At 36.6% G+C, this 25,868-nt stretch carries 20 protein-coding genes, 5 tRNA genes and 1 rRNA gene; 10 read left to right on the top strand and 16 right to left on the bottom strand.

Translation table 11 applies throughout. The annotated features are described in order from the left end of the window. Window positions 1-544: 544 nt before the first annotated feature. Entirely contained in the window at window positions 545-4,228 is a 3,684-nt protein-coding gene (locus LNQ34_RS00525; protein ID WP_229998318.1) for a PKD domain-containing protein, read from the top strand. Window positions 4,229-4,339: 111 nt separating this feature from the next. On the opposite strand, the gene LNQ34_RS00520 is transcribed toward LNQ34_RS00525, so the two are convergent. From LNQ34_RS00520 to LNQ34_RS00510, 3 genes are read right to left on the bottom strand one after another with little or no spacing between them, the layout of a single operon-like run. Then, the gene (locus LNQ34_RS00520) at window positions 4,340-5,320 is read right to left on the bottom strand and encodes a zinc-dependent alcohol dehydrogenase family protein (RefSeq protein WP_229998317.1); all 981 of its coding nucleotides are present in this window, start codon (window positions 5,318-5,320) and stop codon (window positions 4,340-4,342) included. Between the two features lie 12 nt (window positions 5,321-5,332). After that, on the bottom strand, window positions 5,333-5,611 hold the full coding sequence (locus LNQ34_RS00515) for a putative quinol monooxygenase (RefSeq protein ID WP_202704474.1): 279 nt from the start codon (window positions 5,609-5,611) through the stop codon (window positions 5,333-5,335). 2 nt (window positions 5,612-5,613) lie between these two features. Then, window positions 5,614-6,219, bottom strand: coding sequence for an NAD(P)H-dependent oxidoreductase (locus tag LNQ34_RS00510; protein ID WP_202704473.1), 606 nt, complete (start codon window positions 6,217-6,219; stop codon window positions 5,614-5,616). A gap of 189 nt (window positions 6,220-6,408) precedes the next feature. On the opposite strand from LNQ34_RS00510, the gene LNQ34_RS00505 reads away from it, so the two are divergent. Continuing rightward, window positions 6,409-7,254, top strand: a complete 846-nt coding sequence (locus LNQ34_RS00505; RefSeq protein WP_202704472.1) for an AraC family transcriptional regulator — start codon at window positions 6,409-6,411, stop codon at window positions 7,252-7,254. A gap of 942 nt (window positions 7,255-8,196) precedes the next feature. On the opposite strand, the gene LNQ34_RS00500 is transcribed toward LNQ34_RS00505, so the two are convergent. The 4 genes from LNQ34_RS00500 to LNQ34_RS00485 all read right to left on the bottom strand — a co-directional run bounded on the left by LNQ34_RS00500 (window position 8,197) and on the right by LNQ34_RS00485 (window position 11,265). Beyond that, the gene (locus tag LNQ34_RS00500) at window positions 8,197-8,670 is read right to left on the bottom strand and encodes an RES family NAD+ phosphorylase (protein WP_202704467.1); all 474 of its coding nucleotides are present in this window, start codon (window positions 8,668-8,670) and stop codon (window positions 8,197-8,199) included. Further along, window positions 8,670-9,170, bottom strand: a complete 501-nt coding sequence (parS, locus tag LNQ34_RS00495; protein WP_017495965.1) for a type II RES/Xre toxin-antitoxin system antitoxin — start codon at window positions 9,168-9,170, stop codon at window positions 8,670-8,672. The genes LNQ34_RS00500 and parS overlap by 1 nt, the downstream gene beginning before the upstream one ends. Before the next feature lie 87 nt (window positions 9,171-9,257). Beyond that, window positions 9,258-10,019, bottom strand: a complete 762-nt coding sequence (locus LNQ34_RS00490) for a C40 family peptidase (RefSeq protein ID WP_202704469.1) — start codon at window positions 10,017-10,019, stop codon at window positions 9,258-9,260. A gap of 67 nt (window positions 10,020-10,086) precedes the next feature. Further along, window positions 10,087-11,265, bottom strand: a complete 1,179-nt coding sequence (locus LNQ34_RS00485) for an acetyl-CoA C-acyltransferase (RefSeq protein WP_202704470.1) — start codon at window positions 11,263-11,265, stop codon at window positions 10,087-10,089. Between the two features lie 239 nt (window positions 11,266-11,504). On the opposite strand from LNQ34_RS00485, the gene LNQ34_RS00480 reads away from it, so the two are divergent. The 4 genes from LNQ34_RS00480 (at window position 11,505) to LNQ34_RS00465 (ending at window position 13,175) form a co-directional block, all read left to right on the top strand. Beyond that, window positions 11,505-11,588: transfer RNA gene (locus LNQ34_RS00480), tRNA-Ser, on the top strand. Between the two features lie 14 nt (window positions 11,589-11,602). Next, window positions 11,603-11,677, top strand: a tRNA-Pro gene (locus LNQ34_RS00475). A gap of 30 nt (window positions 11,678-11,707) precedes the next feature. Next, window positions 11,708-11,781, top strand: a tRNA-Arg gene (locus LNQ34_RS00470). Window positions 11,782-12,734: 953 nt separating this feature from the next. Beyond that, complete coding sequence (locus tag LNQ34_RS00465; RefSeq protein ID WP_229998316.1) at window positions 12,735-13,175, top strand: DUF3592 domain-containing protein; 441 nt, start codon at window positions 12,735-12,737, stop codon at window positions 13,173-13,175. An 85-nt stretch (window positions 13,176-13,260) separates the two neighbouring features. On the opposite strand, the gene LNQ34_RS00460 is transcribed toward LNQ34_RS00465, so the two are convergent. The 9 genes from LNQ34_RS00460 to LNQ34_RS00420 all read right to left on the bottom strand — a co-directional run bounded on the left by LNQ34_RS00460 (window position 13,261) and on the right by LNQ34_RS00420 (window position 21,537). After that, window positions 13,261-13,677, bottom strand: a complete 417-nt coding sequence (locus LNQ34_RS00460; RefSeq protein WP_229998315.1) for a hypothetical protein — start codon at window positions 13,675-13,677, stop codon at window positions 13,261-13,263. Between the two features lie 163 nt (window positions 13,678-13,840). After that, window positions 13,841-14,395, bottom strand: coding sequence for a YceI family protein (locus tag LNQ34_RS00455; protein ID WP_229998314.1), 555 nt, complete (start codon window positions 14,393-14,395; stop codon window positions 13,841-13,843). A 5-nt stretch (window positions 14,396-14,400) separates the two neighbouring features. Continuing rightward, window positions 14,401-14,796: a c-type cytochrome gene (locus tag LNQ34_RS00450; RefSeq protein WP_229998313.1), complete on the bottom strand. Its 396-nt coding sequence runs from the start codon at window positions 14,794-14,796 to the stop codon at window positions 14,401-14,403. 20 nt (window positions 14,797-14,816) lie between these two features. Then, window positions 14,817-15,659: a DUF5777 family beta-barrel protein gene (locus LNQ34_RS00445; RefSeq protein WP_229998312.1), complete on the bottom strand. Its 843-nt coding sequence runs from the start codon at window positions 15,657-15,659 to the stop codon at window positions 14,817-14,819. Window positions 15,660-15,675: 16 nt separating this feature from the next. After that, window positions 15,676-16,071 carry an OB-fold putative lipoprotein gene (locus LNQ34_RS00440; RefSeq protein WP_229998311.1) on the bottom strand — a complete coding sequence of 132 codons (396 nt, stop codon included), beginning with the start codon at window positions 16,069-16,071 and terminating at the stop codon, window positions 15,676-15,678. 273 nt (window positions 16,072-16,344) lie between these two features. Next, the gene (locus tag LNQ34_RS00435; RefSeq protein WP_229998310.1) at window positions 16,345-17,220 is read right to left on the bottom strand and encodes a COG4315 family predicted lipoprotein; all 876 of its coding nucleotides are present in this window, start codon (window positions 17,218-17,220) and stop codon (window positions 16,345-16,347) included. Between the two features lie 316 nt (window positions 17,221-17,536). Continuing rightward, window positions 17,537-20,044 carry a TonB-dependent receptor gene (locus LNQ34_RS00430; protein WP_229998309.1) on the bottom strand — a complete coding sequence of 836 codons (2,508 nt, stop codon included), beginning with the start codon at window positions 20,042-20,044 and terminating at the stop codon, window positions 17,537-17,539. A 27-nt stretch (window positions 20,045-20,071) separates the two neighbouring features. Beyond that, entirely contained in the window at window positions 20,072-20,971 is a 900-nt protein-coding gene (locus LNQ34_RS00425) for a FecR family protein (protein ID WP_229998308.1), read from the bottom strand. Window positions 20,972-21,021: 50 nt separating this feature from the next. Next, the gene (locus LNQ34_RS00420) at window positions 21,022-21,537 is read right to left on the bottom strand and encodes an RNA polymerase sigma factor (RefSeq protein ID WP_229998307.1); all 516 of its coding nucleotides are present in this window, start codon (window positions 21,535-21,537) and stop codon (window positions 21,022-21,024) included. A 199-nt stretch (window positions 21,538-21,736) separates the two neighbouring features. Here LNQ34_RS00420 and LNQ34_RS00415 point away from each other — a divergent pair, with 199 nt between their 5' ends. From LNQ34_RS00415 to LNQ34_RS00400, 4 genes are all read left to right on the top strand, one after another. After that, window positions 21,737-22,756 carry a hypothetical protein gene (locus tag LNQ34_RS00415; RefSeq protein ID WP_229998306.1) on the top strand — a complete coding sequence of 340 codons (1,020 nt, stop codon included), beginning with the start codon at window positions 21,737-21,739 and terminating at the stop codon, window positions 22,754-22,756. Between the two features lie 1,115 nt (window positions 22,757-23,871). Continuing rightward, window positions 23,872-25,385 (top strand): 16S ribosomal RNA (locus LNQ34_RS00410). Between the two features lie 126 nt (window positions 25,386-25,511). After that, window positions 25,512-25,585, top strand: a tRNA-Ile gene (locus LNQ34_RS00405). Between the two features lie 147 nt (window positions 25,586-25,732). Next, window positions 25,733-25,806, top strand: a tRNA-Ala gene (locus LNQ34_RS00400). The last annotated feature ends 62 nt before the right edge of the window (window positions 25,807-25,868 follow it).

Here is a 25,868-nt window from a genome sequence, read left to right as displayed (position 1 = left end):
TTTTATTTAGGATGGTAATATTCTGCTAAGATATTTAAAATGGAGGTTTTTTTTGCTACTAAATTTTATGAATTTTCAGGAAGAATATATTTAAAAAAAACAAAGAAATTAAGATATTAGGAATCTTTGTTTTGGAGATTAGAGTGATTTTGTGTCTAAAGTAGCATAAATCTGGCTCATTCAGGCGATTCTAAATTCAGTACTGCAATAGTAGTTTTTTTCTTAGTTTTTAAGATAATGTATTCGGATGCTGAAAGAGTTCTTTTACTTCTTTTTCAAAATAGTTCTGAATTGTGTGAAAAACACATTTTTAGAATGATGTTTTTTCTTTTTTGGATTGGTCGAAACAATAAAAACTAGATAACATACAATTATTTTACAATAAGATAATATCTTTTTTTCAGTTGTTAATTAAATAATTTTATAAAAAAAAAACTATCAAATATGAATAATTAAAGATTTATTTGTTTTAAAAATTAATCTTTTTAACAAATTATCTGTTGATTTTATATTTGGAATAACAATTAACAAAAAGACCATTATTTTGAAAAAAAACTACTTTATTGCTGCAGTTTTTCTGCTTCAATGCTGCATTTCTTTTGGGCAAAACCAGAACCCAATTGGTTGTGGAACCCAATTATCCCAAAAGGAAGAGACCGCATTTATGAAATCGCTTTCTAAAATTAAAACCTGGAAAAAAGGGAATACAAAGAAAGCCGCTACTGTTCCTTATATGGTTCCGGTCGTGTTTCACATTCTGGCCGACGGAACTAATATTAATAATGTTTTTACCAAAGAGCAGATGAAATGCCGAATAGACGATGCGCTGCTAACGGTAAATAAGGATTTTAATGGTTTGTTTCCGGAGTATGCTACAACCGATCCTCGTTTTGACGCTGTTAAAAGTAAACTGAACATTCAGTTTGTCTTGGCAACCGTAGATCCGGAGGGCAATCCTTTAGAAATTCCGGGTTTAGACTGGCATCCCGAGGCACATGTTTCAGACGGCTATGATGCTAAAATTTATGACTACATCTGGTATGGTAAAAACAACAGGTATTATCTGGATGTTTTGGTGGTGGATGAACCCAATACGGGGCAGGGGCCTACTGGTTCAGGACATGCTTTTTTACCCATTCAGGATGCCATACCGCGTGTGGCTTTCAATCACAGATACATTGGGAGTACCTGCGGATCTCACGCGAGTGCTACTTTTGCAAAGGTAATGACACATGAGTTTGGCCATTATTTTGGATTGAAACACACTTTTCAGGACGATTGTGATCCGGTAAACGACGGGATGGCCGATACTCCTCCTACGAAAGTTGCCGAAGGCTGTACCAGAAACGTACTAAACAGCTGTGGAGTTTATGCCAATGCCGAAAATCACATGGACTATAATACCAATTGTCAGAATATGTATACCCGCGATCAGACGAATGCAATGACCTATTGGTTAGAAGACAAAACGGTTGCTAAATATCCAAGAGGGGTATTATGGGAGCCCGCTAATCTTAGTGCAGTAGGGGTTATTGAAAGCAATCCGACGGCTAATTTTAACAGTAGTACCACCGCTATTTGTGCAGGTAAAAGTATTGTTTTTAAAGATGTTTCTTTAGGATTGCCCAATTCAAGAGTTTGGACATTCGAAGGAGGAACTCCGGCAACCTCTACAGATCAAAATCCGGTGGTGACTTATAACACATCGGGAAAGTATAAAGTAACTTTAAAAGTAGCCAACTCACAAGGAACAAATACGAAAGAAGTATCCAATTATATCGAAGTAGATCAAAAATCAAATGCAAATTATACGGAAAGTTTTGCAGGTGCTTTTCCGCCTTCGGGGTGGGAAATTACAAATCCGGACAAAGGGCTTGGTTGGGAAAAGCGTAAAGGAGTGGGGCATTATGACAGTTCGTGCATGATCATGAACAATGCTGATAATTCGGTATTGGGAACTTTGGATTATATCAGATTGCCTTATTTTGATTTTACGGCCGGACAAAACAGTCAAATGTATTTTGATGTGGCTTATACCAAGTTTGATGATGTAAGCCCTGATGTTTTAAAAGTACAGGTCTCGACAGATTGCGGACAGACCTGGAATGATGTTTATTCGAAAACACACACATTATTAGAAACCACATCCGTTCCTACCGCACAGGCCAATAATTGGATACCGGTTACAGATGCCAATTGGCGAAAAGAAGTAGTCGATCTTACTGCTTATATCGGGAACAGCAATGTTTCTATTCGTTTTGTGAACGTATCAGGTTATGGAACGCGAATTTGGATCGATAATGTAAATGTTGCTGTTAATCAGGTCGCTACTCCGGTTTCTGATTTTGCATCCAGTATGAGAGATACACGCTGTACCAGTATCACAGCTCCATTTGTAGATGTTTCAACAGGAAATCCTACCTCATGGAATTGGTCGTTTCCCGGAGGGACACCTTCAAGTTCTACAGATCAGAATCCAACAGTAGTCTATGAGGTGTCGGGATCTTATGCTGTAACACTGACTACTAAAAATGCAAAAGGCATAGGGACAACACTTACCAGAAACAATTTTATAACTATTGTTGATCCTTATAAAACTTCTTTTATTGAAGGTTTTGAAGGTTCTTTTCCGCCTGCAGACTGGGAAATTATTAACCCCGATAACAAATTAGCCTGGGAACAGCGTACAGGAGTAGGGCATAATTCTACATCTTGTATGGTAATGAATAATGCTGATAATGAGAAAGTAGATGAAGTAGATGAAATCATTCTGAAACCGGCAGATCTATCGGTTGGAATAACCGATTTTTCATTTGATGTTGCTTATGCCAAGTTTGATGCTGTGAGTCCGGACGTTCTTGAAGTCCTGGTTTCAAAAGATTGTGGTGTAACCTGGGAAAGTGTTTATAAAAAAACGCACACTGAATTGGAAACATTTGTCAGCAACGATGCAAACAACTGGATTCCAACTTCAGATTCACATTGGAGAACCGAACGAGTGATTCTTTCTGATTTTAAAGGAGAACCAAATGTTTTATTTAAATTTAAAAATACTTCCGGGTATGGAGCGAGAATTTGGATTGATAATTTGAAATTCAATTTTGATAGCAAAGAAACTCCGTTTTCAGAATTTTTGATTAAAAATGAAAGGCAGTGCAGTGATCTTCCGATTGCATTTAAAGACAACTCAACCGGAGAACCTACTGCCTGGGTATGGTCATTCCCGGGAGGGACACCTTCTTTTTCAACAAGCAAACATCCTGCTGTAGTTTATGATAGTCCGGGAACTTACAATGTGACTTTGACAGCTTCTAATGCAAATGGAACGGGATCTACGGTGACAAAAACCGGTGTTGTAGTGGTCAAAAGTAAAAACAGTCTTCCATTCTTGGAAAATTTTGAGGAAAGTTTTCCGATTCAGGATTGGGAAATCATTAATCCGGGTGAGGATGCCATTACATGGGAAAAACGTTCGGATGTGGGCAAAGGAGATCTGTCCTGTCTGGTAATTAATAATGCCGATAACCCAACCGCTAAGGTTGATGAACTAATTTTAAAAGCAGTTGATTTTTCTTCCGCAGCAACACCTTACTTGTATTTTGATCTGGCTTATACGCAGTATTTAAGCGTATATGACCCTGAGCCAGCGCCCGACAAGATTGATATTCTTGTATCTTCAGATTGTGGAGTTACCTGGACGAATGTATATTCTAAAAATCAAATACAGTTGCAAACGGTTTCACCTCCAATTCAGGACAATCCTGCAACAACCGAAACAAATGAAACGAACGATTGGATTCCAACCAAAGATTCCGATTGGAGAGCCGAAAAAATTGATCTGAGTATCGTAAAACAGCAAAAAAATGTTTTAATTAAATTTAAAAACACTTCAGGTTTTGGAACCAGAATCTGGTTTGATAATTTAAAAATTGATAACGGCCCTAATTTGGCGGTAACGAAACCAAGAGAAATAAACAATCTGAAAGGGGTTCAGGTATATCCAAATCCTTCCACTAATGTTTTTCATGTGGTAACACCATCTACGGCCGACAATTATACGGTTACCGTTCATAGCGCAGAAGGAAAAATGATTCATACCGAAACTTTTGCCGGAGGAAACAACACTGAAAAAACAATTAATTTATCGGGGAAAACAAGAGGAGTATATTTTCTTAATGTAACTTCTTCAGCGAAGAAAACTTTCACCCAAAAAATCATAAAACAGTAATTTAGGCTGCTATAAAAAGAGAGAGACTGTGTCCGTTGGGATACAGTCTCTTTTTTATTTAATGATTTATCAGAAAACTGACCCGCACCTAAAAAGGATCAGATTTTGAAACTAAGCGATATCCACTACAATTTTTCCAACAGAAGTATTATCACTAACCGCTTTATGAGCTTCCATAGCAGTATCTAAAGTAAAGCTTCTGGGATCGATAAGAGGTTTTAATTTCCCTTCTTCGATAAATTTTGCAGCTTCTTTTAAAATATCTCCATGATGTTTTCTGCCTTCACCACTAATCATCGGGTGTAAAACAAAAACACCATGTAAACTTGCAGATCGAAGTGATCCTGTCGCCAGCGCATGTGTTCCAAAAGCATAACAACTGGCAATCTGGCCGTAATGGCGGATAGCAGCAAAAGAATCATCCAAAGATTGACCTCCAACCGTATCGTAAATAATGTCAAAACCTTTTCCGCCTGTAAATTGCTTTACATAATCTTCAGCTTTTACTGTCTTATAATCAATTGGAGTTGCTCCGTATGATTCAACGATGGCTGCTTTTTGAGGAGAAACAGTCGCATAAACATCAGCACCAAAAATGCGGGCAAGCTGTATCACCATGTGCCCAACACCTCCGGCTCCGGCATGAACCAAAACCTGATCTCCTTTTTTTACTTTTGCTCTGTCAATTAAACCTTCCCAAGCCGTAAGCAGTACCAATGGAACTGCTGCTGCCTCTTTCATAGTCAGGTTTTTTGGTTTTATGGCCAGTAAATCGGCGTCAACAGCAGTGTATTCTGCTAATGTTCCCTGAAGTCCCAAAACACCTCCGGCGAGCCCGTAGACTTCATCACCAACTTTAAAATCGGTAACATTCTTTCCAACTGCTTCAACAACACCGGCAAGATCAGTTCCTAATACCGCTGGCAAAACAGGTGAGGCATAGGGTGAAACCCCAATACGAATTTTGTTATCGATAGGATTAACACCACTTGCATGAATTTTGATTAAAACCTCTCCTTCTTTTGGAGTCGGTTTTTCTATTTCAGTACTTACAAAATCAGATTCGTAAGTAGTCGTTAAAAGTGCTCTCATTGCTAACTTTGATTATAATATTTGTACTGTTTTGTAAACCTGAATGGGCGAGGAGATTAAACCTTCACTTTGTTTAATAAAATCCTGCAGATACTGCTGATTGTTATGAATATCAAGGCCTGGCTGGTCTTTCCATTCTTCCCAAATAATAAAAACATTCTCGCTGTGATGCAGATCATATCGAATGCAAGCCTCTTCTTTTCTGGTCTCAGTAACCAAATGGTTTAACATGTTTTTGATTTGAGCTGTATTTTCCGGTTTACTTTTTAAAATAGCAGTGATTGAAATCATAATCATATAGTTTTAAAGATTTGTTTTAAATGGTTGGTATAGTTTTGTTTAAAGATACCAATATTTTCTTCAGTAGCGCCTTTTTCTACATCATGAAAATGAAAACCATCCAGTTTTTCCATTCCTACAAATTGATTCATTTTATGGAAACCAAACATAACCCCTTCGTCTACCGTAGTTTCTTCGAAAAATTCTCCCGGAAGCGTGAAGGCCGCTGCAGGAGCATTCCAGGTAGTGGTAAGCATGTATTTTCGCCCGTGCAAAAGTCCGCCTGTACCATAATTAAGATCGGGATTTGTTCTTGTTCTGCCGTCATTTTGGTAAATTCCTTTCTCGTGACCTTCACTAAAAACATCATCAATATATTTTTTAAAAAGATTGGGTAGGTGAAACCACCAAATTGGCGTATGGTAAATCACTAAATCAGCCCATACGAATTTTTCGACTTCTTCTTCAAGATCAATTTCGTCCTGAACGTGAGTGGTTCTTACTTCATATTTATTGCTGGTTGTAAAATATTCTATAGTCCAGTCTGTAATGGTTTGATTGAGTTTTCCACCTGAATGCGCAAAGTTTTGCCCGCCGTTGATAATAAAAATTTTCTTCATTTTGTAAATATTCTTGTAAATTTTGTTTGTGTATAAATTATGGTAATAGATTGAAGCATGTTTTTTTTTAACTTCTTAGAAAAGATGCTAAAAAATCACTTGACAAAATTATACCATTTTTAATTGTTTTAAGTGGTATATATTTGTGTTTTTCAGGTATATTTGCAACCGCAATAAATAACAGACAAAATGAAAAAAGAAAATTTATACGAACCGTTTAGTGTTTCTTTTGAGACTTTAGATGTATATCCGGATGTGGGAGATCGTCATAACTTTTTTGAATTGGTTTATGTTTTGAAAGGAACTGGTTTGCAATGCATCAATAAAAATGTTTTTGAATACGATGAGGGACATTTATTTTTGCTGACACCTGAAGACTGTCATAATTTTACCATTGAGACCAAAACAAATTTTTTCTTTTTGAGGTTTAATGATATTTATCTAAAAAACTCTAGTCTGCAGAACGAAAACATTCAGCGTTTAGAATATATTCTGCAAAATGCGAATCATCAGCCGGGCTGTATTTTAAAAAATGTTGCCGATAAATGTCTCGTAAAAGTTATGGTAGAGGCAATCATTCGAGAGTATGAAGATAAAGATGTTTACAATCAGGAATTGATTCAGCAATTGGTAAACACTCTTATTATTGTCGTTGCCCGTAACATTGCGAAGTATCTGCCGGAGCAGGTGAACATAGGCTGCGAAGCTAAAGCGATGGATATCTTGCAGTACATCCAAAACAATATTTATTATCCTGAGAAAATCAAGGCAGAATCGATTAGTGATTTTTTCGGAATTTCAAGTACCTATTTAGGACGTTACTTCAAGAAGCATGCAAATGAAACCATGCAGCAGTATATTAGTAATTATAAAACAAAATTGATTGAACATCGTTTGCAATTCAGTGATAAACGAATCAATGAAATAGCGTATGAATTTGGTTTTACAGATGAAAGCCATTTCAATAAATTCTTTAAGAAACAAAAAGGAAATAGCCCTTCCGAGTTTAGAAAAACAATCAGGATCAGTGCCTAAACACGAATTACACTAATTGTCACTAATTTTTTGCCACAGATTGGAACGATTAAATAGATTTTTACTTCGTGCTACTTCGTGAAATTGGTGCTTCAATAGGAATTACACTAATTGGTACTAATTTTTTGCCACAGATTAGATGGATTAGAAAGATTTTAATTCGTGTGAATTCGTGAAATTAGTGTTTCAATAGGAATTACACTAATTGGTACTAATTTTTTTGCCACAGATTAGATGGATTAGAAAGATTTTACTTCGTGTGAATTCGTGAAATTGGTGCTTCAATAGGAATTACACTAGTTTGTGCTAATTTTTTTGCCACAGATTGGAGCGATTAAATAGATTTTTACTTCGTGCTAATTCGTGAAATTGGTGTTTCAATAGGAATTACACTAATTGGTACTAATTTTTTGCCACAGATTAGATGGATTAGAAAGATTTTACTTCGTGTGAATTCGTGAAATTGGTGCTTCAATAGGAATTACACTAGTTTGTGCTAATTTTTTTGCCACAGATTGGAGCGATTAAATAGATTTTTATTTCGTGCTACTTCGTGAAATTGGTGTTTCAATAGGAATTACACTAATTGGTACTAATTTTTTGCCACAGATTGGAGCGATTAAATAGATTTTTACTTCGTGCTACTTCGTGAAATTGGTGCTTCAATAGGAATTACACTAGTTTGTACTAATTTTTTTGCCACAGATTGGAACGATTAAATAGATTTTCACTTCGTGCTACTTCGTGAAATTGGTGTTTCAATAGGAATTACGCTAGTTTGTGCTAATTTTTTTGCCACAGATTGGAGCGATTAAATAGATTTTTACTTCGTGCTAATTCGTGAAATTGGTGTTTCAATAGGAATTACACTAATTGGTACTAATTTTTTTTGCCACAGATTAGATGGATTAGAAAGATTTTAATTCGTGTGAATTCGTGAAATTAGTGTTTGTTTTGAAATCTAGAATCAAAATTCATTTTGGTAGTGCTGACAACCTTAATTTTCTTACTGTCCGGATGAGCCGGATTTATGAGGTAATTGAATTCCTGCGGTACTATACAGCTAGGAACTTTTAAAATAGCAGCTTCATTGTAATCAATAAAATCGTCGCCAATCGTTTGTGTTATCAGGATTGGAGGTTTGGAATTCCAGTCTTCCGGTAAATCTTCCAGTCGAACTTCCTGAATGGTGATTTCATCCGGGATTTCGATCTCCACATAAAATCGATCCAAAGGTAAATCTTCGCTTAAATCTAAATGAACTGATACTTCAAGCGTAGCTAATGCACGACTTTCGGCTGTGTAAACCATACGGGTGTTGAGGCTGTTCCATCGGAAACCTTCAGACATCGAGGCTCCGATTCCTGCTAAAGTAGAGGACAGGTATTTTTCTCTTTCGATTCTAAAAACCTTCATTAAGCTAAGTTTCCGTACTCTAATCGGTTTAAACTAAATTTCACCTCGTTAATTCCGGTTACAGTGTCCAGCATGTTCTCAGGAGTGCTTCCGCCAATAGATAAATTAGGCTTTTTAAGCCACCTTTGGAATTTTTCTTCTTCATTATTGAAAACTTCCAGGCCGTAATCGATCAGTTCATTGATTAAAATAACCAATTCACTGTCTCTGCTGTCTAAAAGTAAATGCTCGCTTTTTTTCTTATTGTAAGTGGTTTGAGGAATTCCCACAATTGCCAGCATAGATTTTACAGGGTTGTTTAGTCGCCTGCTAATGACTTCAATGGAATCATAAGGAATACCGGATCGGATAACTCCAACGCGTTCCATTTTGTTGCTCCAGCTGTATTCTTTCCCGTCAGAACTTAGAGTTGATCTTTTAATAGAAATTACTTTCCCGGAAGCATTTCGAATGCTTCTCTTAGTATCAAAAGGTTCTGTATTTTGTTTTATCTTTTCCATGATACAACTATTTTGCTATAAAGATACAACAATTTTGTTGTTCATATCAAAGTTCGAAGAAAAAAATCCCGATTTGCAAGGGTAGAGTTAGATGATCTTCTTAATTACACGCAATTTGTGAGTGTGTTTGTTTGTTTCGGGATTGTAGATTCCTAAGTGATCCAAACGATCAATGCGAACTTTACCGCTGGCATGAATGATGTAATTATTGTCCATGATAATACCAACATGTGTAATGTTTCCTTCGTCGTTATCAAAAAAGGCCAGGTCGCCGGCTTCGCTTTCTTCGATAAAACTCAGGGGTTCTCCGTCAAGAGCCTGTTGTGAGGCGTCACGATGAATTTTATAGCCGTTTAATTTGTAAACCATTTGAGTGAAACCCGAACAGTCAATTCCAAAAGGAGTTTTACCTCCCCAAAGATAAGGGGCGTTCAAATACATAAATGCAGTACTTATGATAGCGCTCTTAGGTTTGATACCGCTGGTTTTGGTTCCTTCAAAATCAAAATTGGAGATATTGATTTCACTGTTATTTAAAAAAGACAAAGAAGCGCCAAGCGGAATGGGTAGTAATAAATTGTTGGCAGAAGTGATGTAATCAATCAAGTCAGCATTTAAGATGATAGCATCATTGCTTAATTGTTTAAAATTTGCTTCCGAAATAACCTGGTATTGTTTCGAATCTACCCAGCCTTCATAGTCGTCATACTGAATTCTTATTCGGGCCCATTGATTTTGACGTTCCAAAATCTCGATATGTTCACCAAACAAAAGTTGAGTAACGATTTCACTTCTGTCACTTGGCTCAGCTCGTACGGGTACTATGGCTAAATTGCAAATTCCGAACATTTAAGGTAATTTATAAGTTAAAAATTAGGAGTTATCTGGAAAACAAATAACTCCTAACAGAATAGTATTAAGCTCTCTCGATAACAATTGCCGAAGCACCTCCACCGCCGTTGCAAATTGCTGCAGCTCCGGTTTTGGCATTGTTTTGCTCTAAAACACTTAGCAAAGTTACGATGATTCTTGCTCCCGAGCATCCTAGAGGATGGCCTAAGGAAACAGCTCCACCGTTTACGTTTACTTTATCGTTGTCAAGATTAAGAATTTTTGAATTGGCTAATCCAACCACTGCAAATGCTTCGTTGAATTCAAAATAATCAACATCACTTACTGAGATTCCGGCTTTGTCTAAAGCTTTCGGTAATGCTTTTGCCGGGCTGGTGGTAAACCATTTTGGCTCCTGAGCAGCATCAGCGTATCCTTTTATGTAAGCCAAAGGTTTTAATCCTAAGGAAGCTGCTTTTTCTTCAGACATTAAAACCAAAGCAGCTGCTCCGTCGTTTATGGTAGAAGCATTGGCAGCAGTAACTGTCCCGTCTTTAGTGAAAACAGCTCCCAGTGTAGGGATCTTATCCAGTTTTACATTGGTGTATTCCTCGTCTTTTGAAACGATAATAGGTTCACCACGTCTTTGTGGAACCTCTACTGGTACAATTTCATTATCAAATTTTCCGGCATCCCAGGCTTTTGCACTTCTTTCGTAAGACTGAATCGCAAAATTATCCTGTTCTTCACGGCTGATGTTGTATTCAGATGCACATAAATCAGCGCAAACTCCCATTGCGTTGTTATCGTAAGCATCTGTCAAACCATCTTTCTGCATTCCGTCAAGCATAGAAGCCGGACCAAATTTAGTTCCGTTACGCATCTGTACATAATGTGGAATCAAGCTCATGTTTTCCATTCCTCCGGCTACTACGATTTCGGCATCACCACAAGCGATAGCCTGTGCGGCGAACATAACAGCTTTCATTCCTGAAGCACAAACTTTGTTTACAGTGGTAGCAGCAACCTCTTCAGATAAGCCTGCAAAAAGTGCAGCCTGACGTGCTGGTGCCTGACCAACTCCGGCCTGTACCACATTACCCATAAATACTTCATCAACTAATTTTGGGTCAAGGTTAATTTTTTGAAGTGCGCCTTTTATTGCGGCAGCACCTAATTTAGGGGCAGGTACAGTAGATAAACCTCCCATGAAACTTCCGATAGGTGTTCTAACGGCAGAAACGATAACAACTCTTTTGTTCATTTTCTGTTAATATTAGTTAATCAAGCAAATTTACTCTTTATTTAAATAAATTCAAATTTTGTCTCAATTCGATTGAATTTTAAATTTAATGTGAATTTTTAGTTAATTCTATTTATTTGATTGTGAAGTGTTTTGAAAAAAAGATTGAAAAAACTTAAAAAAAAGCTTCAAAATAGTTGTGAGATATGGAATGTTGTTATACCTTTGCAACCGCAAAACAGAACACGTTTCTTGAGCTTGGAGAGGTGCCAGAGCGGTAATGGAGCAGATTGCTAATCTGTCGACGGGTAACCGTCGCCAGGGTTCGAGTCCCTGTCTCTCCGCTTAGATTTTGCCTCGGGGTGTAGCGTAGCCCGGTTATCGCGCCTGCTTTGGGAGCAGGAGGCCGCAGGTTCGAATCCTGCCACCCCGACAAGAACTTTGTCGGAAGTTTAATGAAAATGGACGCATAGCTCAGCTGGATAGAGCACCTGCCTTCTAAGCAGGCGGTCGAAGGTTCGAATCCTTCTGCGTTCACAAAAAGCCACTCTAATCGAGTGGCTTTTTTGTTTTTATACAGTTTTCGTGGATAACTGAGCTTGATAGTGCATCCCGATTTTTATCGGGACGGTCGAAGGTTCGAATCCTTCTGCGTTCACAAAAAGCCACTCTAATCGAGTGGTTTTTTTGTTTTATATAGTTTTCGTGGATAGCTGAGCTTGATAGTGCATCCCGATTTTTATCGGGACGGTCGAAGGTTCGAATCCTTTTTTTATGATGTGTTAGATTGGTTTTTTTCTCGATCTGCATGGGATCAAGGGGTAATCTAAAAATGATGAAACTTAAATATTTAAAATGTTTAAAAAGGGCTGAAAGCCTAAAAGCATAAAAATAGTGCAACGCACTATAAATTTAGATAATGAATCATAATGCCCTGAAGGGGCATAAGCAGTCATAAATAAAGCATAAGATCTTGATTAAAAGTTGCTAACTTTCGGAAATGTCATAAAATAAGATAGGTGCTTTTGGGGTATGCTTTCGCTCTTACAGAGCTTAAAGAAGCACTCATTAGTATTCATGGCACTTCGTACCATGTTATTGCTAAAGCTCTTTCAGAGCAACAGATTCTAAATACTTGTCTATTATGGGGTAAGCTGTAAATTATTATTTTTGCAATTAAGAAATTTTAGAAAAATGTAAATTTTTAAAAAATTGCAAAAGGCTGCTACTTTCATTCCTAAAGTGATTTACAGTAAAGAGAATACTATTTTTATCACTCCACAGCTTTTGAACCTGATTCTTTTTAGACTTACTAATACGTATGCCTAATTTTATAAATCCACAGGTTTTCTTGTTGATCCATATTGGTGGTATACAAATAAGATGTTGAATTAGTGAGAATGAATCTATGGTCATTTCTGATAAAACAATTAGTAATAACCTTCAGGGCAATGTGACATAACCATTAATTTTAATAACAAAAATAAATTATGAATAAAAGACTAATTCGTGCTGTTATTTATGTGTGTTTTATACCCGGTTTGACTCTATTAGTGGGGGCATTTTGTCTTTTTCAACAGAAATTAAATTTTATTGAAAAGGCAAGTATTGTTTACGGTACAGTTATCGAATCGATACCTCTTGCTGGCAACAAGAATGGATCACTCTATTATCCCCATGTTTCATTTGTTACAAAATCAGGGGAGCCAATAGATTTCACTTCTACTGTAGGGTCTTCTCTTCCGAATTACATGGAAGGAAGTTCTGTTAAGGTTTTGTATGATCCAACTAATCCGAATAAAGCGGAGATTGATGGGATTCACGGTTACATTGTAGACCCAATGCTTTTGGGTGGTCTTGGCGTATTTTTCTTTTTAATGGGTTTAGGTGTTGTTTTAAACGAGTATCAAAAAAGTAGAAAAACGGACTGATATTGAGTTTTCAAGCCTTTGATTTTTAAATTCATATAATATTAAAAGCAGAATAATAGCGACTCAGAAGTAATGAGCCAGATTTTTATGGATTCCGGAATTTTACGGGGTTACTCGCATTAAAATGCTTTAGAATCTTTTTGGGTGCAGTGATGACTTCTTTACGAATAGAATCAAACCATTCTACTTCTTTAATGAGCTCAGCGCAGCATTCGTTTTTAGAATTAAAAAAGGAACTTTTAATATTGATTTTGTCATTCATGAAGCAATATTTCATCTCAACAAAAAAATGTTCCGTAAACATTAGGTTTTTATAACAGACCAGTGCATATTTTCCTTCTTGTAAATCGAGTTGTAAAGAATTTAGCTTTTCTCTTGAAAATCCATTTTGAAATAAAAAACGGTAGAGTAATCGTTGTGTATAGGAGTTGTATGCGGTCTTCTCCATGACCATGAGATCGTTTACGTCCTCGCCTGTAACAATATAATTTTTGCAGATCATTTGAAATTTTTTAGGTTAATAGAAGAAGAGGCCAGCTAAGTATGAAACTGACCTCTAATCAATAGTCATGTTTAATAATCTTTTAAAGTAAAAAGTGATTGGGCTGGTTAATGTTGAATTGGGGAATTCTACTTACCAATTAAGCCTGATCTTTTACAATGGATTATTTAACTAATAAAAAATTGTAACTAATCTTAATTTTGTCGGCAATTTTCTTTCTGACTAGATTTGGTATTTCGATATCAAAATCTTCAGGTTTGACTTCAAATGAACCTACGGTACTAAGACCATTGGCTGCTTTGGATATTTTGATGCTTACTGTTATAGGTTTTGTTTTTCCATGAATGGTAAGATCGCCTTTTAGGGTAAAATTTTTAGGGGTATTGGTAATTTTAGAACTGTCAAAATCTTCTAATTTGCCTTTTAAAGTTGCTTTTGAAAACTTTTCAGACTCCATATAATTTTCGTTGAAATGTTCCTCCATTAAAGCAACCTTAAATCGGAAACCTTTTATCAGAGCCAGAGCTGCGAAATCTCCTGTAGATTGATCCAAAATTGCAGACACGCTTTTATTTTCAGCAGCAACTTCTTCATAGGTAGGCATAGTAGCCTGAAATTTTATAGTACCTGTTTTTGTGATTACTTTTTGTGCAAATCCATCTGTGTTTATCAAAATAGTCAACAGTACTATAAAGAAATTAAGAAACGATTTTTTCATAATAATTAATTTTCTTTTAGTCCGTCTGTATTCCATTTCACAATCAAATCGATATTGGTCTGAGACATTCTTCCTGCCTGAGGCATAATTCCTTGCTGACCGTTTTGTAGTTGAATTCGGTTCAGTAAACCGGCACCTTCAGTGGCTGTTTTTACTTCGGCATAAGTGGTCAATGGTCTGAAACCTGCAGATCTTCCGCTTTGATGACAGCCTACGCAATTGGCATCAATAATTGCTTTTACATTTTTAGAATAACTAATTGCAGTGGTTGGTGTTTCAGGTCCCGGAGTAGGATTATCTGTAACCGGAGGAGTTTCTATATCTTGGTAAGTATCAGAATCACTGCAGCTTGTAAATGTTAGTGCAGCTGCTAAAATTGTAAATGCTAATGTTTTTTTCATGGTTTGCTTGTTTATAGTTATTAAAATACTCTGTATAAGTTAAATCCGAAAAAGAAATCTCCTTTCCCCCAGTTTCCGGCGGCATTAGTAAGGTATCCGCTTTCGCTCATAGCTTGTGAATTGGTGAAAATTAATTGAAATACATGCCCTCCGGTTTCGACATCGAGACCAACGGACAGTGGGTTTTCATAAAAATTAGGTTTATTAAAATTGTGCATGTATTCTAAATTGACAGACAATCTTTTAGTGATTTTGTAACGTCCGCCACCGCCAAAAGAAAATTGGTTGTCTCTTTCTAAGTCTGGATTGTAAAGATTTCTATGCACAAATGAGGGTACTAGTTCTAAGGATAGTTTTTCGCTAACTTTTCTAGATATTAGTAATTGTTGTACATAAGTCATACGGTGCTTAAATTCTAAACCAGGATATTGATCTTTTTCCAAAAATGTATTGATATCCGCAACACTGTAGCTAACAATGTCTAAAGGAAAGCTGTCGCTTTGTCTCATCATTCGGTATTTCACTCCTGTTTCATATAATTTATTTAAGGTATGTCTGGACAGGCTTACGGATAGCCAATCGGTAACACCATAAATACCGCCAAGTTTTGTGGTGGCATTATCAAGGCCAAAAAAACTGTCAAAACCATCTTTAACAGTGCCAAAACGGTGTGAGACTACAAAATAGAACTCTTTTTTTGCAGGCATTTTTGTGGTCTGTAAGGTCACCAGCTGCAAGGCTTTAAACGTTGCTGTAGAAAAGTTTTTTTGTACCTGAGCAGAGTCAAGGCTGTTTAGTAAATCATCTTGCGAATAGGCTATAGTAGCCAGGAAGAAGCAGATTGGGACTAAAATTTTTTTCATAAATGGAGGAATTGATTTATTGATTAATGGTGCATTGGTCTAGTTTGACTTCTTGAAATAATTCATCAAAGCCAATGCATTTGCCTTTAACGGTTACTTTACTGTTCAATAATTTGTCTTTTGTTTTTTGGGTTAACAGGCAAAAAATGTTGTTTTCAAGTATCACGGCAGAATCGGTTTCTTTGGTTACTTTTCCGGTTATTTCTATCGTTTTATTGAGATATAATGAATCTGCTTTTTCTGTATTTGAGTTATAATCATCAAGCAATTTTGCTGTTGTTATGCTAAACTCAGGTATTTCAGATTCTATATTGCGTGCTTCCTTGAAGAGAAAACCGTAATAAAAATAGAGGCCTGTCGAAATCAATACTAACAAGGCTGTAATTGCAAATGCGATTTTTTTTGGGTTCATTTTTTATTCTTTTTTTGATAGGGTTCAGTAGTAAAACAGCTTTAATGCGGATTACCCTACTTTAAAAGCGATATTTTTAAAAAAAAGTACGATATTTTTTAAAATTCGGTTAGTAATAGTGTGAGGATGAGGTTTTAAGGCCTAGGCTCTTTAGTTGTTGTAAGGTTGGAGAAAAGGTAAAAAATCAAGTTAGCCCAACCGAAAGTTGAACTAACTTGAATAATAGCAGGCTAAGTGAGCGTATAAATGAATTGGATAGAAATAGTATGTTTCTTAGATCGCAAGCGGCGAATCTTTTACGGGTACTGGCCAAACAGCAGGACTTGGAAAACTAATTCCTTTATTGGCGCCTCTTACGTTAGCATCTTGACCAAAATAATACAAAGGCCAACCGTTGTAAACCAATTGAGATTTGCCAAATACCGTAATGACAGAAAATTTTGATTTGTCAAGAGTAGAAGGAACGACTATTTTGTCTGTTTCATAGATAGGCCAAACGGCATTGTTTGAAAAATCTGCTTTTGTAAAATTGTTTTTCTTGAAATTATCATTCTTAAAAGTATACAGCGTCAGTCCTTTTGCGTCTGTAAAGTACGTTGTAAGGCCATCACCAACAGTGTAATCAGATTTGTAGTTTTTTCCGTCATGTCCCAGAAGCTGACTTCTGACTAACATAATCGAATAGTCCGGTTTGGCTATAAACCAAACACCGCCAACACCATCTCCTGTTGTTTGTCCGGCAGTTTCGGGTGTATTAGTTCCGTTTACACTTGGCGCATAGTAATACAATGGCCATCCTTTGTAAGTCAGCTGTTTTTTACCCGATGTGGTGGTTATGGTAGCAAAATCAGAGAGTGTTAATCCGCTACTTAATTTTTCAGCAGTTAAATTGTCTATATAAAATGGAGGCCACACAGCTTCGCATCCGCCTGTACACGAGGCTTGCCCCTTGGCGTCTGTTGTGAAAAAATATAAAGATTTTCCATCTTTATCAGAAAGATAAGAACCTAATGTGGTACTTGTGGAAAGTGCAATTTCTTTTTTGGCTTCCGGACTAATCGTATCGTTGTCTTTGTCATTGCTACAGCCTGCAAAAAATAGGATTGCCGTAAGAGCAGTAAAAGCTAGTTTAAATGGTTTTGATTTCATGGTTTTTTAATTTAGGTTATATGAAGTGGGAAATGTGCTTTACATCTTTAGTAAAGTGTTTTATTATAATGTCCAGATATCAGCAAGAGGTACTTGCTTTGGGTAGGTAATTCGCGTAATGAATTTGATGTCTATGAACTGTCATAGAAAAAATACGCTAAATGGTATTGGATGAAGTTGTTTCCTAAAGTCACTTTTTATTTTTTTTGATAAGATTCAATAGTAAAACAGCTTTGATAAAGGTTACCCTACCAAAGAAATGTTGTTTTATGAAAAAAAAGAAAAAGTAATTTTAGGTAGACCTTGTGGAATAAGGTTAGAATGAAACTCTAAAACTCATGTTTGGAGTTCTTTGCAATGAGAAAGTTTCAACTTCTTCTATAGAATTAGTTAAAGAGCTTACTCTGTAATATTCACTGATTTCATTCTTTCGGTTTAGGATATTTAGAATCGACAAACCTAGTTTGTATTGAATTCCATTTGTAGTTTCCCACTTGTACGTAGAGGAAATGTTAACTTGTGAAAAAATATGGACATTGGTATTGTTTGGTTTGTTGTACACCAATACAGGATCTGAGAGATTAATTTGCGAAAAATCAGGCGAGGTTTTTGGTCTGCCGGACGACCATTTTGTACCCAGGGCTATTTTGAAATTGTTCTTTTCGTAAATTCCTGCCCACGATACCGTATGCATTACCTCAAAATTGTTGGGAAAACTTGGAGGTTCAAAATTGGAGAAATAATAATTATTGTGGTTATATGTATAACTCAACCAGGTTAAAAAGTGATTCATTTTTTTCTGAACCAACATTTCAGTTCCAAAAACCTCATAATCACCAGTCATTCGAACAAATTCCAATTGATTCTGAAAACCCTGACTCGAGGTTATAATTCCCGATACTTTTTTGTAGAAATTTTCTATATCCAGTAGCCAGTTGTTCTTTTTGTAGAATAAATTTAAAGAAACTTGTTTACTCCTTTGAATGGGAATGGTTGAATTGTTCGAAACAATCCAGCGTCTTTTTTCGATACCAAAATAATCTTTTTGCAAATCAATAATTTGCTGCGAATTTTGGCTTTTTAACTCAGCCAGCAGTTCTAAATTTAAACTCTTGTTGATGCCATAATTAAATTGAATGCGAGGTTCAATATTGTATTTTTTAAATTTTTCAATATAATTAAGACGAGCCCCTGCTTTAAAATAGATTCGGGAAAGTGTGTCGTTGTATTTTCCTTCTAAAATTAACGCATGGGTTTTTAGTACATCTTTTACTTTACGATAAAAATCTGGATTAGTTACTTGTTCTAAATTAGCAACACCAATCTCGTTGAACTGATAGCCATCGCTAAAGCTAAATCGGGAGTTGATAATATGGTGGTTTTCCAGATTAATTCCGTTATTATTCACCGTATTCTCCTGAATCACGATTTGATCTCCAATAGTCGTTTTTTGGTTGGCCAAAAGTTCATAAGCCGAATTATAAACATTAATTTTGGTTGTATTATAGTTGTTCCAGTTTCTTTTCCACGACAAATTTCCGCCATAATTTTGTTGGCGTAAAACATTGTTTTCCGATTTGTTCATGTTGTATACCGTTGCACTTTGAAAAACTTCCAGGTTGTCTTTAATCGTAATTAAATCGAGTACAATTTGATCTTTAGCACCTATTTTGTGCGTATATTTTAAGGTAGCATCATAAAAGTTAAATTTTTTATCACTGCGATAATTTATATTTTGTTTTTCTGAAAAGTCGGTGATCGTAGTGTTTTGAAATACTTTATTAAAATATTCCTTATAGGTTGGGGTTTCTACAAAATCGGTAATCGATTTACGTGCCGAAATTTCGATAGAACTCTTTTTGGAAAGATTGTACTTCGCGTAAACATCAGCGTTTATCATATTGATTCCGGCGCTAAAAGTATTTTTTTCAATTGTTTCAGGAGTAGAGGAAATGGCTACAACGCTGGACACACTCTCACCGTAGAATGCAGAGCTCCCGTTTTTGTAAATAGAAATGGTATGTGCTAAATTGGGGTTAAAAACAGATATTAAGCCAAAAAAATGTCCGGTTTGGAACATTCGTATGCCATTCCATAAAAATAAATTCTGATCGTGAGTGCCACCGCGTACGTTAATGCTGGAAACACTTTCGTCAAGACTGTTGACACCTGGAATTTGCTGCATGGTTTGCAAAGCATCAGGTTCTATAAGTCCTGGTAGAATACCAAATTTCTTAGGTTTAATTTCAAAAGATCCGTCCGGGCTTTTTGAAATCCCTGAAGCTAAAATAGCATTGGCTTTAATTTCTTGAAGCTCTGTTATTTCAGACTCTAATGTTATGTGCAGGCAATTTTTGAAAGAGGAATTATTGACTACAATTTTTTTGGTGATAAAGCCAACATGACTGACCAGAAGGGTGCTTTTGGAGTCTTTTTTAAATTCAAAGTAGCCATTGGAATCGGTTGAAACCTGAGTTTTGTTAAGCAGGTTAACATTGGCATTTTCAATAGGTTTTTTAGTGTCATTAGAAAAAACATAACCACAAATTAGTGGGACTTCGGTTTCGTTTTTATAAATATTGATAAATTGGTTTTCTATGTTTTCAAACGACAGATTCGTTTTTTCTGTCAGATATTGTAGTTTCTCATCTAAAGTAAGCGATTTTTTAGGAGGATTTAGTTGTAGACCGCTAATATTGTCTTCTGTGTAATTGAAGCTTACCTTATGTTGTTTTTCAATAGTCGCTATAATTTTTTTAAAAGGCACAGCTTTTCCTTTGTCTTGAGAGAAAACATTCAGGACAAGAAAAAATATAAAAAACAAAAAATGAAACCGTTTGGAGAATGACATTTATTTCTCGTCAAATATTATCTTATTTTTGGAGACTTTTTTAGCCTCTAAATGATAGGTTGTACTAATAATTTGTATCGCTGTATTTAAATCCTTAGCGGGTAATTTTCCGGTAAATAGAGAGGTGGTATCTTTTGTATTTAGTTCGATTGTAATGTTGTATTGTCTTTCAACTTCGTCCAGTATCGTTCTAATGTTTTCTTGGTAGAAATATATTTGATTGTCAATCCATTCGGGTTTTAACGAGTTTATAGTGGTGTTTACCTGTTTGCCATTTTCAAAATTAACGCTTTGTCCGTGAGTTAACACAATTTGAGTGTTTGCATAATTCACTCTTACACGTCCTTCATAACAAACGACATCAAACTTGTTTTTTCTTACCTTAACATTAAATTGAGTTCCTAAAACGGATACTTTTCCCAGGCTGGTCTGTACTTCAAATCGTTGGCCTTTGGCCACCTTAAAATAAGCTTCTCCTTTTAATTCAAGGTGTCTGTTGTTGGTCCAGTTCCATTTTTTATACCTTATTTCAGAACCGGAGTTTAGGACTACTTCAGAATTATCGGGTAACGAAAAAGTGGTTTTCTCTCCAAAATTTGCGGTTTGAGTCTGAGGAATCAAAAGTTTCATAACAAACGTAATTCCGAGTACCAACACAAAGACAGCGGCAGCTCGAAACATCCAGTTTTTGCGTAGCGGAATTACTTTTGGAGTTGCCTTTTTCTGATTCAGTATGTTAGATAGCATGGCATTTTCATCCAAATCACCTACTTCTAAGTGAGTAGTATAATTCTTGATTTTTTGGTATTTTTCAAAATCGGGACTTGCTTCAAATTCAGCTAATTCATCTTGAGATAAATCATTGTTAAGCCATTTTGCTAATAAGCGATTTTTTTTCATTATGCTGGTATTATGTTGTTAAAACAATTGAATCTAAATTTACCCTACTTCTATAAATCAATTTCTTTGCGTAAGCTTAACAAAGCTAGATGAATACGTTTTTCAACTGCCTTTATGCTAATATCTAACGCTATGGCAATTTCGCTGTATTTTTTTCCGTCAATTCGATGCATCAGAAAAGCGATACGTTGTTTTTCGTTTAAATTTTCAATGGCTTTCAAAAGTTTAGCTTGAAATTGTTTCTCTTCCAGAATATATTCCGGATTTTCATTTGTTTTATCTAAGCCGCTGAAGTTTTTCTCATATCTCAAAACAACTTTTTGATGTGCAATTGCGTTGAGACTGCTATTATTGGCAATCGTATAGAGGTATGATTTTGCTTTTTCCAGCGGTACCGAAGCGCAGTTTTGCCAAAGTTTTACAAATGCCTCCTGGGCTAAATCTTCTGCTTGATCGATATTGCCAAATTTGTAAAAAAGAAAATTGCGAAGTGCCTTTATGTGACTTTTAAAAAAATTCGAAAAGATCATTTCGTCGCAAGTATTGGATTGGTTTTTTTGTGGCATTTCGTTTTTCAGTTGTTACCTTGCAAAAGTATTTGTTTTTGGTTTAAGTAGGGTAAAAGCAAAGCTGATTGTTTTATACAAACAGGAAATATTGATTTCTGTTGATAATTAATGTTTTATAAAATGAAATGGAAGTCCCTGACGAGGATTTATTAGAAAACAAATTCTGAATTTTTGTTACCTTTGTAAAAATATAAGTATGTTCCCTTTAAAAAAATATTTATCTATAGTGGTCCTCTTGTTCTTATTGTCTTGTCAGAGCGAAACAGACGAGAAAGACGATACGGCACAAGGAACAGTCACAAATGTTTCGCCACTTGCTACTTATCTGCAAAGGGTTGCAATGGTACAAACAGTTCAGGATAATGTGATCGACGGATCGAGTTATTGTACCATTAGGTTGCCATATACCGTTACGGTTAACAATGTAAAAATTGCTATAAATTCCACTGCCGATTATAAAAAAGTCACAGACAATATAAATGCAAATGCATATGATGATGATATTGTTAAAATAGATTTTCCTGTAAAAATGGTATATTATAATTACATTGAAAAAAACATACCAGCTGAATCTGACTTCAAAGCTTTAATCGACTATTGGAATCTTAACCCTGATTTGTTGTCTAAAATTAATGGACTAAACATTAATTATCCCATAACGATTAATAGCTATAACAGTTCAAATCAAATTGCAAGTTCTGTTTCTATTATTAGTGATCAGGCTTTCTTCAATTTTATAAAAAATTTGAATAGCAGTCAGTATATCTCATTAAGATATCCCATTTCGATAGCAGATTATAATAATCAAACAAAATCAATTGCGAATAATTTAGAGTTCGAGAATGCAATAAAATATGCCATTGACAATGCTCCTGAAAATAATCTTGTAACACTCGATTTTGTGCAAACCATAACAAAGGGGAGTTGGGAGATACCATATTTTTTTGATGATTCAGAAAAGACGCCCTCTTATACAGGTTATTCATTTGTTTTTAAAAGTGACAAATCTGTAGTGGCTACTAAAGGAGCGGCATCACAAACTGGACAATGGGAAAGCACATTGCAAAATGGGGTTAGAGAAGTTAAAATAGAGTTTAATTCAGAGCCACTAAATAAATTGAATCGAAACTGGAAGTTGTTTGAGTTTAATAATTCTCAAGTTCGATTGCGTGATGTCAGTACTACTACTGATTATCTTTATTTGCAAAAACAATGATACTCGCAGAACAATGTTTTTCATGTCAGCCAGATGATTTTGCATGTACTCTTATTACAAAAGAAATTATTGATCGTTTAAATTAAATACCTGCTTATATAGAGTAACAACCCTACAGGTTTTAAAATCTGTAGGGTTTGTTTTTTGTTCCTATATATAAGAGTGGTTTTTGTCCAGCTGAGCGAAGTCGAAGCTTGGTGTTTGGAATTCTATACTATAATATAAGGAGTGATTTTGTCCAGCTGAGCGAAGTCGAAGCTTGGTATTCGAGATTCTATACTATATATAAAGAGTGATTCTGTCCAGCTGAGCGAAAATGCAAGAAAAGTAGTTTCTGTCCGGCTGAGCGAAGTTGAAGCTTGGTATTTGAGATTCTATACTATAATGTAAAGAGTTATTTTGTCCGGCTGAGCGAAGTCGAAGCCTTTATCCACTGCTATCGGGGCTAGGGGATGGGTTTTCAAAGGAAAGATCGGTCATAAAACAAAAACTTCGCGCCTTTGCGTCATTGCGAGATTAGTAAAAACCCAGTAAAAATGGGGCTTTGTATCTAAGAGTTTCATTTGAGAGAAGAAAAATCTTTCAAACCTGAAAATAGTTTAATTTGTAAAAGAGGTGTTATCAGACTGTTAAGAAGAAGTTTTAAAAAAGATTAAAAATAAGTTTAGAAAAAGCTTGTGAAAGCGGATAAAGTGACTACTTTTGCACCCGCAACAGCGATAAACGTTCACCGAAATACTGACAAGCAAAGGAGTTAAGGCGAAAAGAAATTTTCAAAAAAAGATTCGAAAAAGCTTGCGAGATTCGAAAACGGGTATTACATTTGCACCCCGCAAAACATGGGAAGTTCATTGAAAGATTGGTAAGGAGGGAAGTTAAAAATGAAAAGAAATTTTCTAAAAAAAAAACTTCAAAAAACTCTTGCCGATTAGAAATAAGTTTTCTACTTTTGCATCCGCTTTGAGAGATAAGCGAAACAATAAAAAGAACACGTTCGTAGACATATTGAATTGACAGCCGTTTCGATGAAAATCGGAACAAAAGAATAAGAGTAATAGAATCGTAAGATTCGAAAAGAACCGATAGATATTCATCGCAATATAATATTAAAATATACGATGAAGAGTTTGATCCTGGCTCAGGATGAACGCTAGCGGCAGGCTTAACACATGCAAGTCGAGGGGTATATGTCTTCGGATGTAGAGACCGGCGCACGGGTGCGTAACGCGTATGCAATCTACCTTTTACAGAGGGATAGCCCAGAGAAATTTGGATTAATACCTCATAGCATAGCAGTCTCGCATGAGATCACTATTAAAGTCACAACGGTAAAAGATGAGCATGCGTCCCATTAGCTAGTTGGTAAGGTAACGGCTTACCAAGGCTACGATGGGTAGGGGTCCTGAGAGGGAGATCCCCCACACTGGTACTGAGACACGGACCAGACTCCTACGGGAGGCAGCAGTGAGGAATATTGGACAATGGGCGCAAGCCTGATCCAGCCATGCCGCGTGCAGGATGACGGTCCTATGGATTGTAAACTGCTTTTGTACGAGAAGAAACACCCCGACGTGTCGGGACTTGACGGTATCGTAAGAATAAGGATCGGCTAACTCCGTGCCAGCAGCCGCGGTAATACGGAGGATCCAAGCGTTATCCGGAATCATTGGGTTTAAAGGGTCCGTAGGCGGTTTAGTAAGTCAGTGGTGAAAGCCCATCGCTCAACGGTGGAACGGCCATTGATACTGCTAAACTTGAATTATTAGGAAGTAACTAGAATATGTAGTGTAGCGGTGAAATGCTTAGAGATTACATGGAATACCAATTGCGAAGGCAGGTTACTACTAATGGATTGACGCTGATGGACGAAAGCGTGGGTAGCGAACAGGATTAGATACCCTGGTAGTCCACGCCGTAAACGATGGATACTAGCTGTTGGAAGCAATTTCAGTGGCTAAGCGAAAGTGATAAGTATCCCACCTGGGGAGTACGTTCGCAAGAATGAAACTCAAAGGAATTGACGGGGGCCCGCACAAGCGGTGGAGCATGTGGTTTAATTCGATGATACGCGAGGAACCTTACCAAGGCTTAAATGTAGTTTGACCGGTTTGGAAACAGATCTTTCGCAAGACAAATTACAAGGTGCTGCATGGTTGTCGTCAGCTCGTGCCGTGAGGTGTCAGGTTAAGTCCTATAACGAGCGCAACCCCTGTTGTTAGTTGCCAGCGAGTGAAGTCGGGAACTCTAACAAGACTGCCAGTGCAAACTGTGAGGAAGGTGGGGATGACGTCAAATCATCACGGCCCTTACGCCTTGGGCTACACACGTGCTACAATGGCCGGTACAGAGAGCAGCCACTGGGTGACCAGGAGCGAATCTATAAAACCGGTCACAGTTCGGATCGGAGTCTGCAACTCGACTCCGTGAAGCTGGAATCGCTAGTAATCGGATATCAGCCATGATCCGGTGAATACGTTCCCGGGCCTTGTACACACCGCCCGTCAAGCCATGGAAGCTGGGGGTGCCTGAAGTCGGTGACCGCAAGGAGCTGCCTAGGGTAAAACTGGTAACTAGGGCTAAGTCGTAACAAGGTAGCCGTACCGGAAGGTGCGGCTGGAACACCTCCTTTCTAGAGCCTTAATGTTAGCCTAGTGCACGTTAAGGAAAAAAGATGATTATTTATGGGTCTCTGAATTGGAGATTGTATTACTCTTGCTGTTAATTTAAAAAAATGAAAAGAATTAAGTAAAAACAGAGTCTCGTAGCTCAGCTGGTTAGAGTACTACACTGATAATGTAGGGGTCGGCAGTTCGAGTCTGCCCGGGACTACTTTTTAAAACAATTGACAATTGATAATTAACAATTGATAATTAATAACTAAAAAGACTGTAAGTTTAATTTAAAAGGAAATTTTAGAGGTTGAGTGACCGTTTTAAGTACTGTTAACTGAGAACTGTTAACTGACAACTAAAAAATGGGGGATTAGCTCAGCTGGCTAGAGCGCCTGCCTTGCACGCAGGAGGTCAACGGTTCGACTCCGTTATTCTCCACTAAGGGCTATAAGCTATAAGCTGTAGGCCGTAAGCTAAAAAGCTTAAAGCGTATTGCTTAA

It is taken from the genome of Flavobacterium lipolyticum (assembly GCF_020905335.1).
Taxonomy (GTDB): domain Bacteria; phylum Bacteroidota; class Bacteroidia; order Flavobacteriales; family Flavobacteriaceae; genus Flavobacterium; species Flavobacterium lipolyticum.
This window is presented reverse-complemented; position numbering and strand designations above follow the sequence as displayed.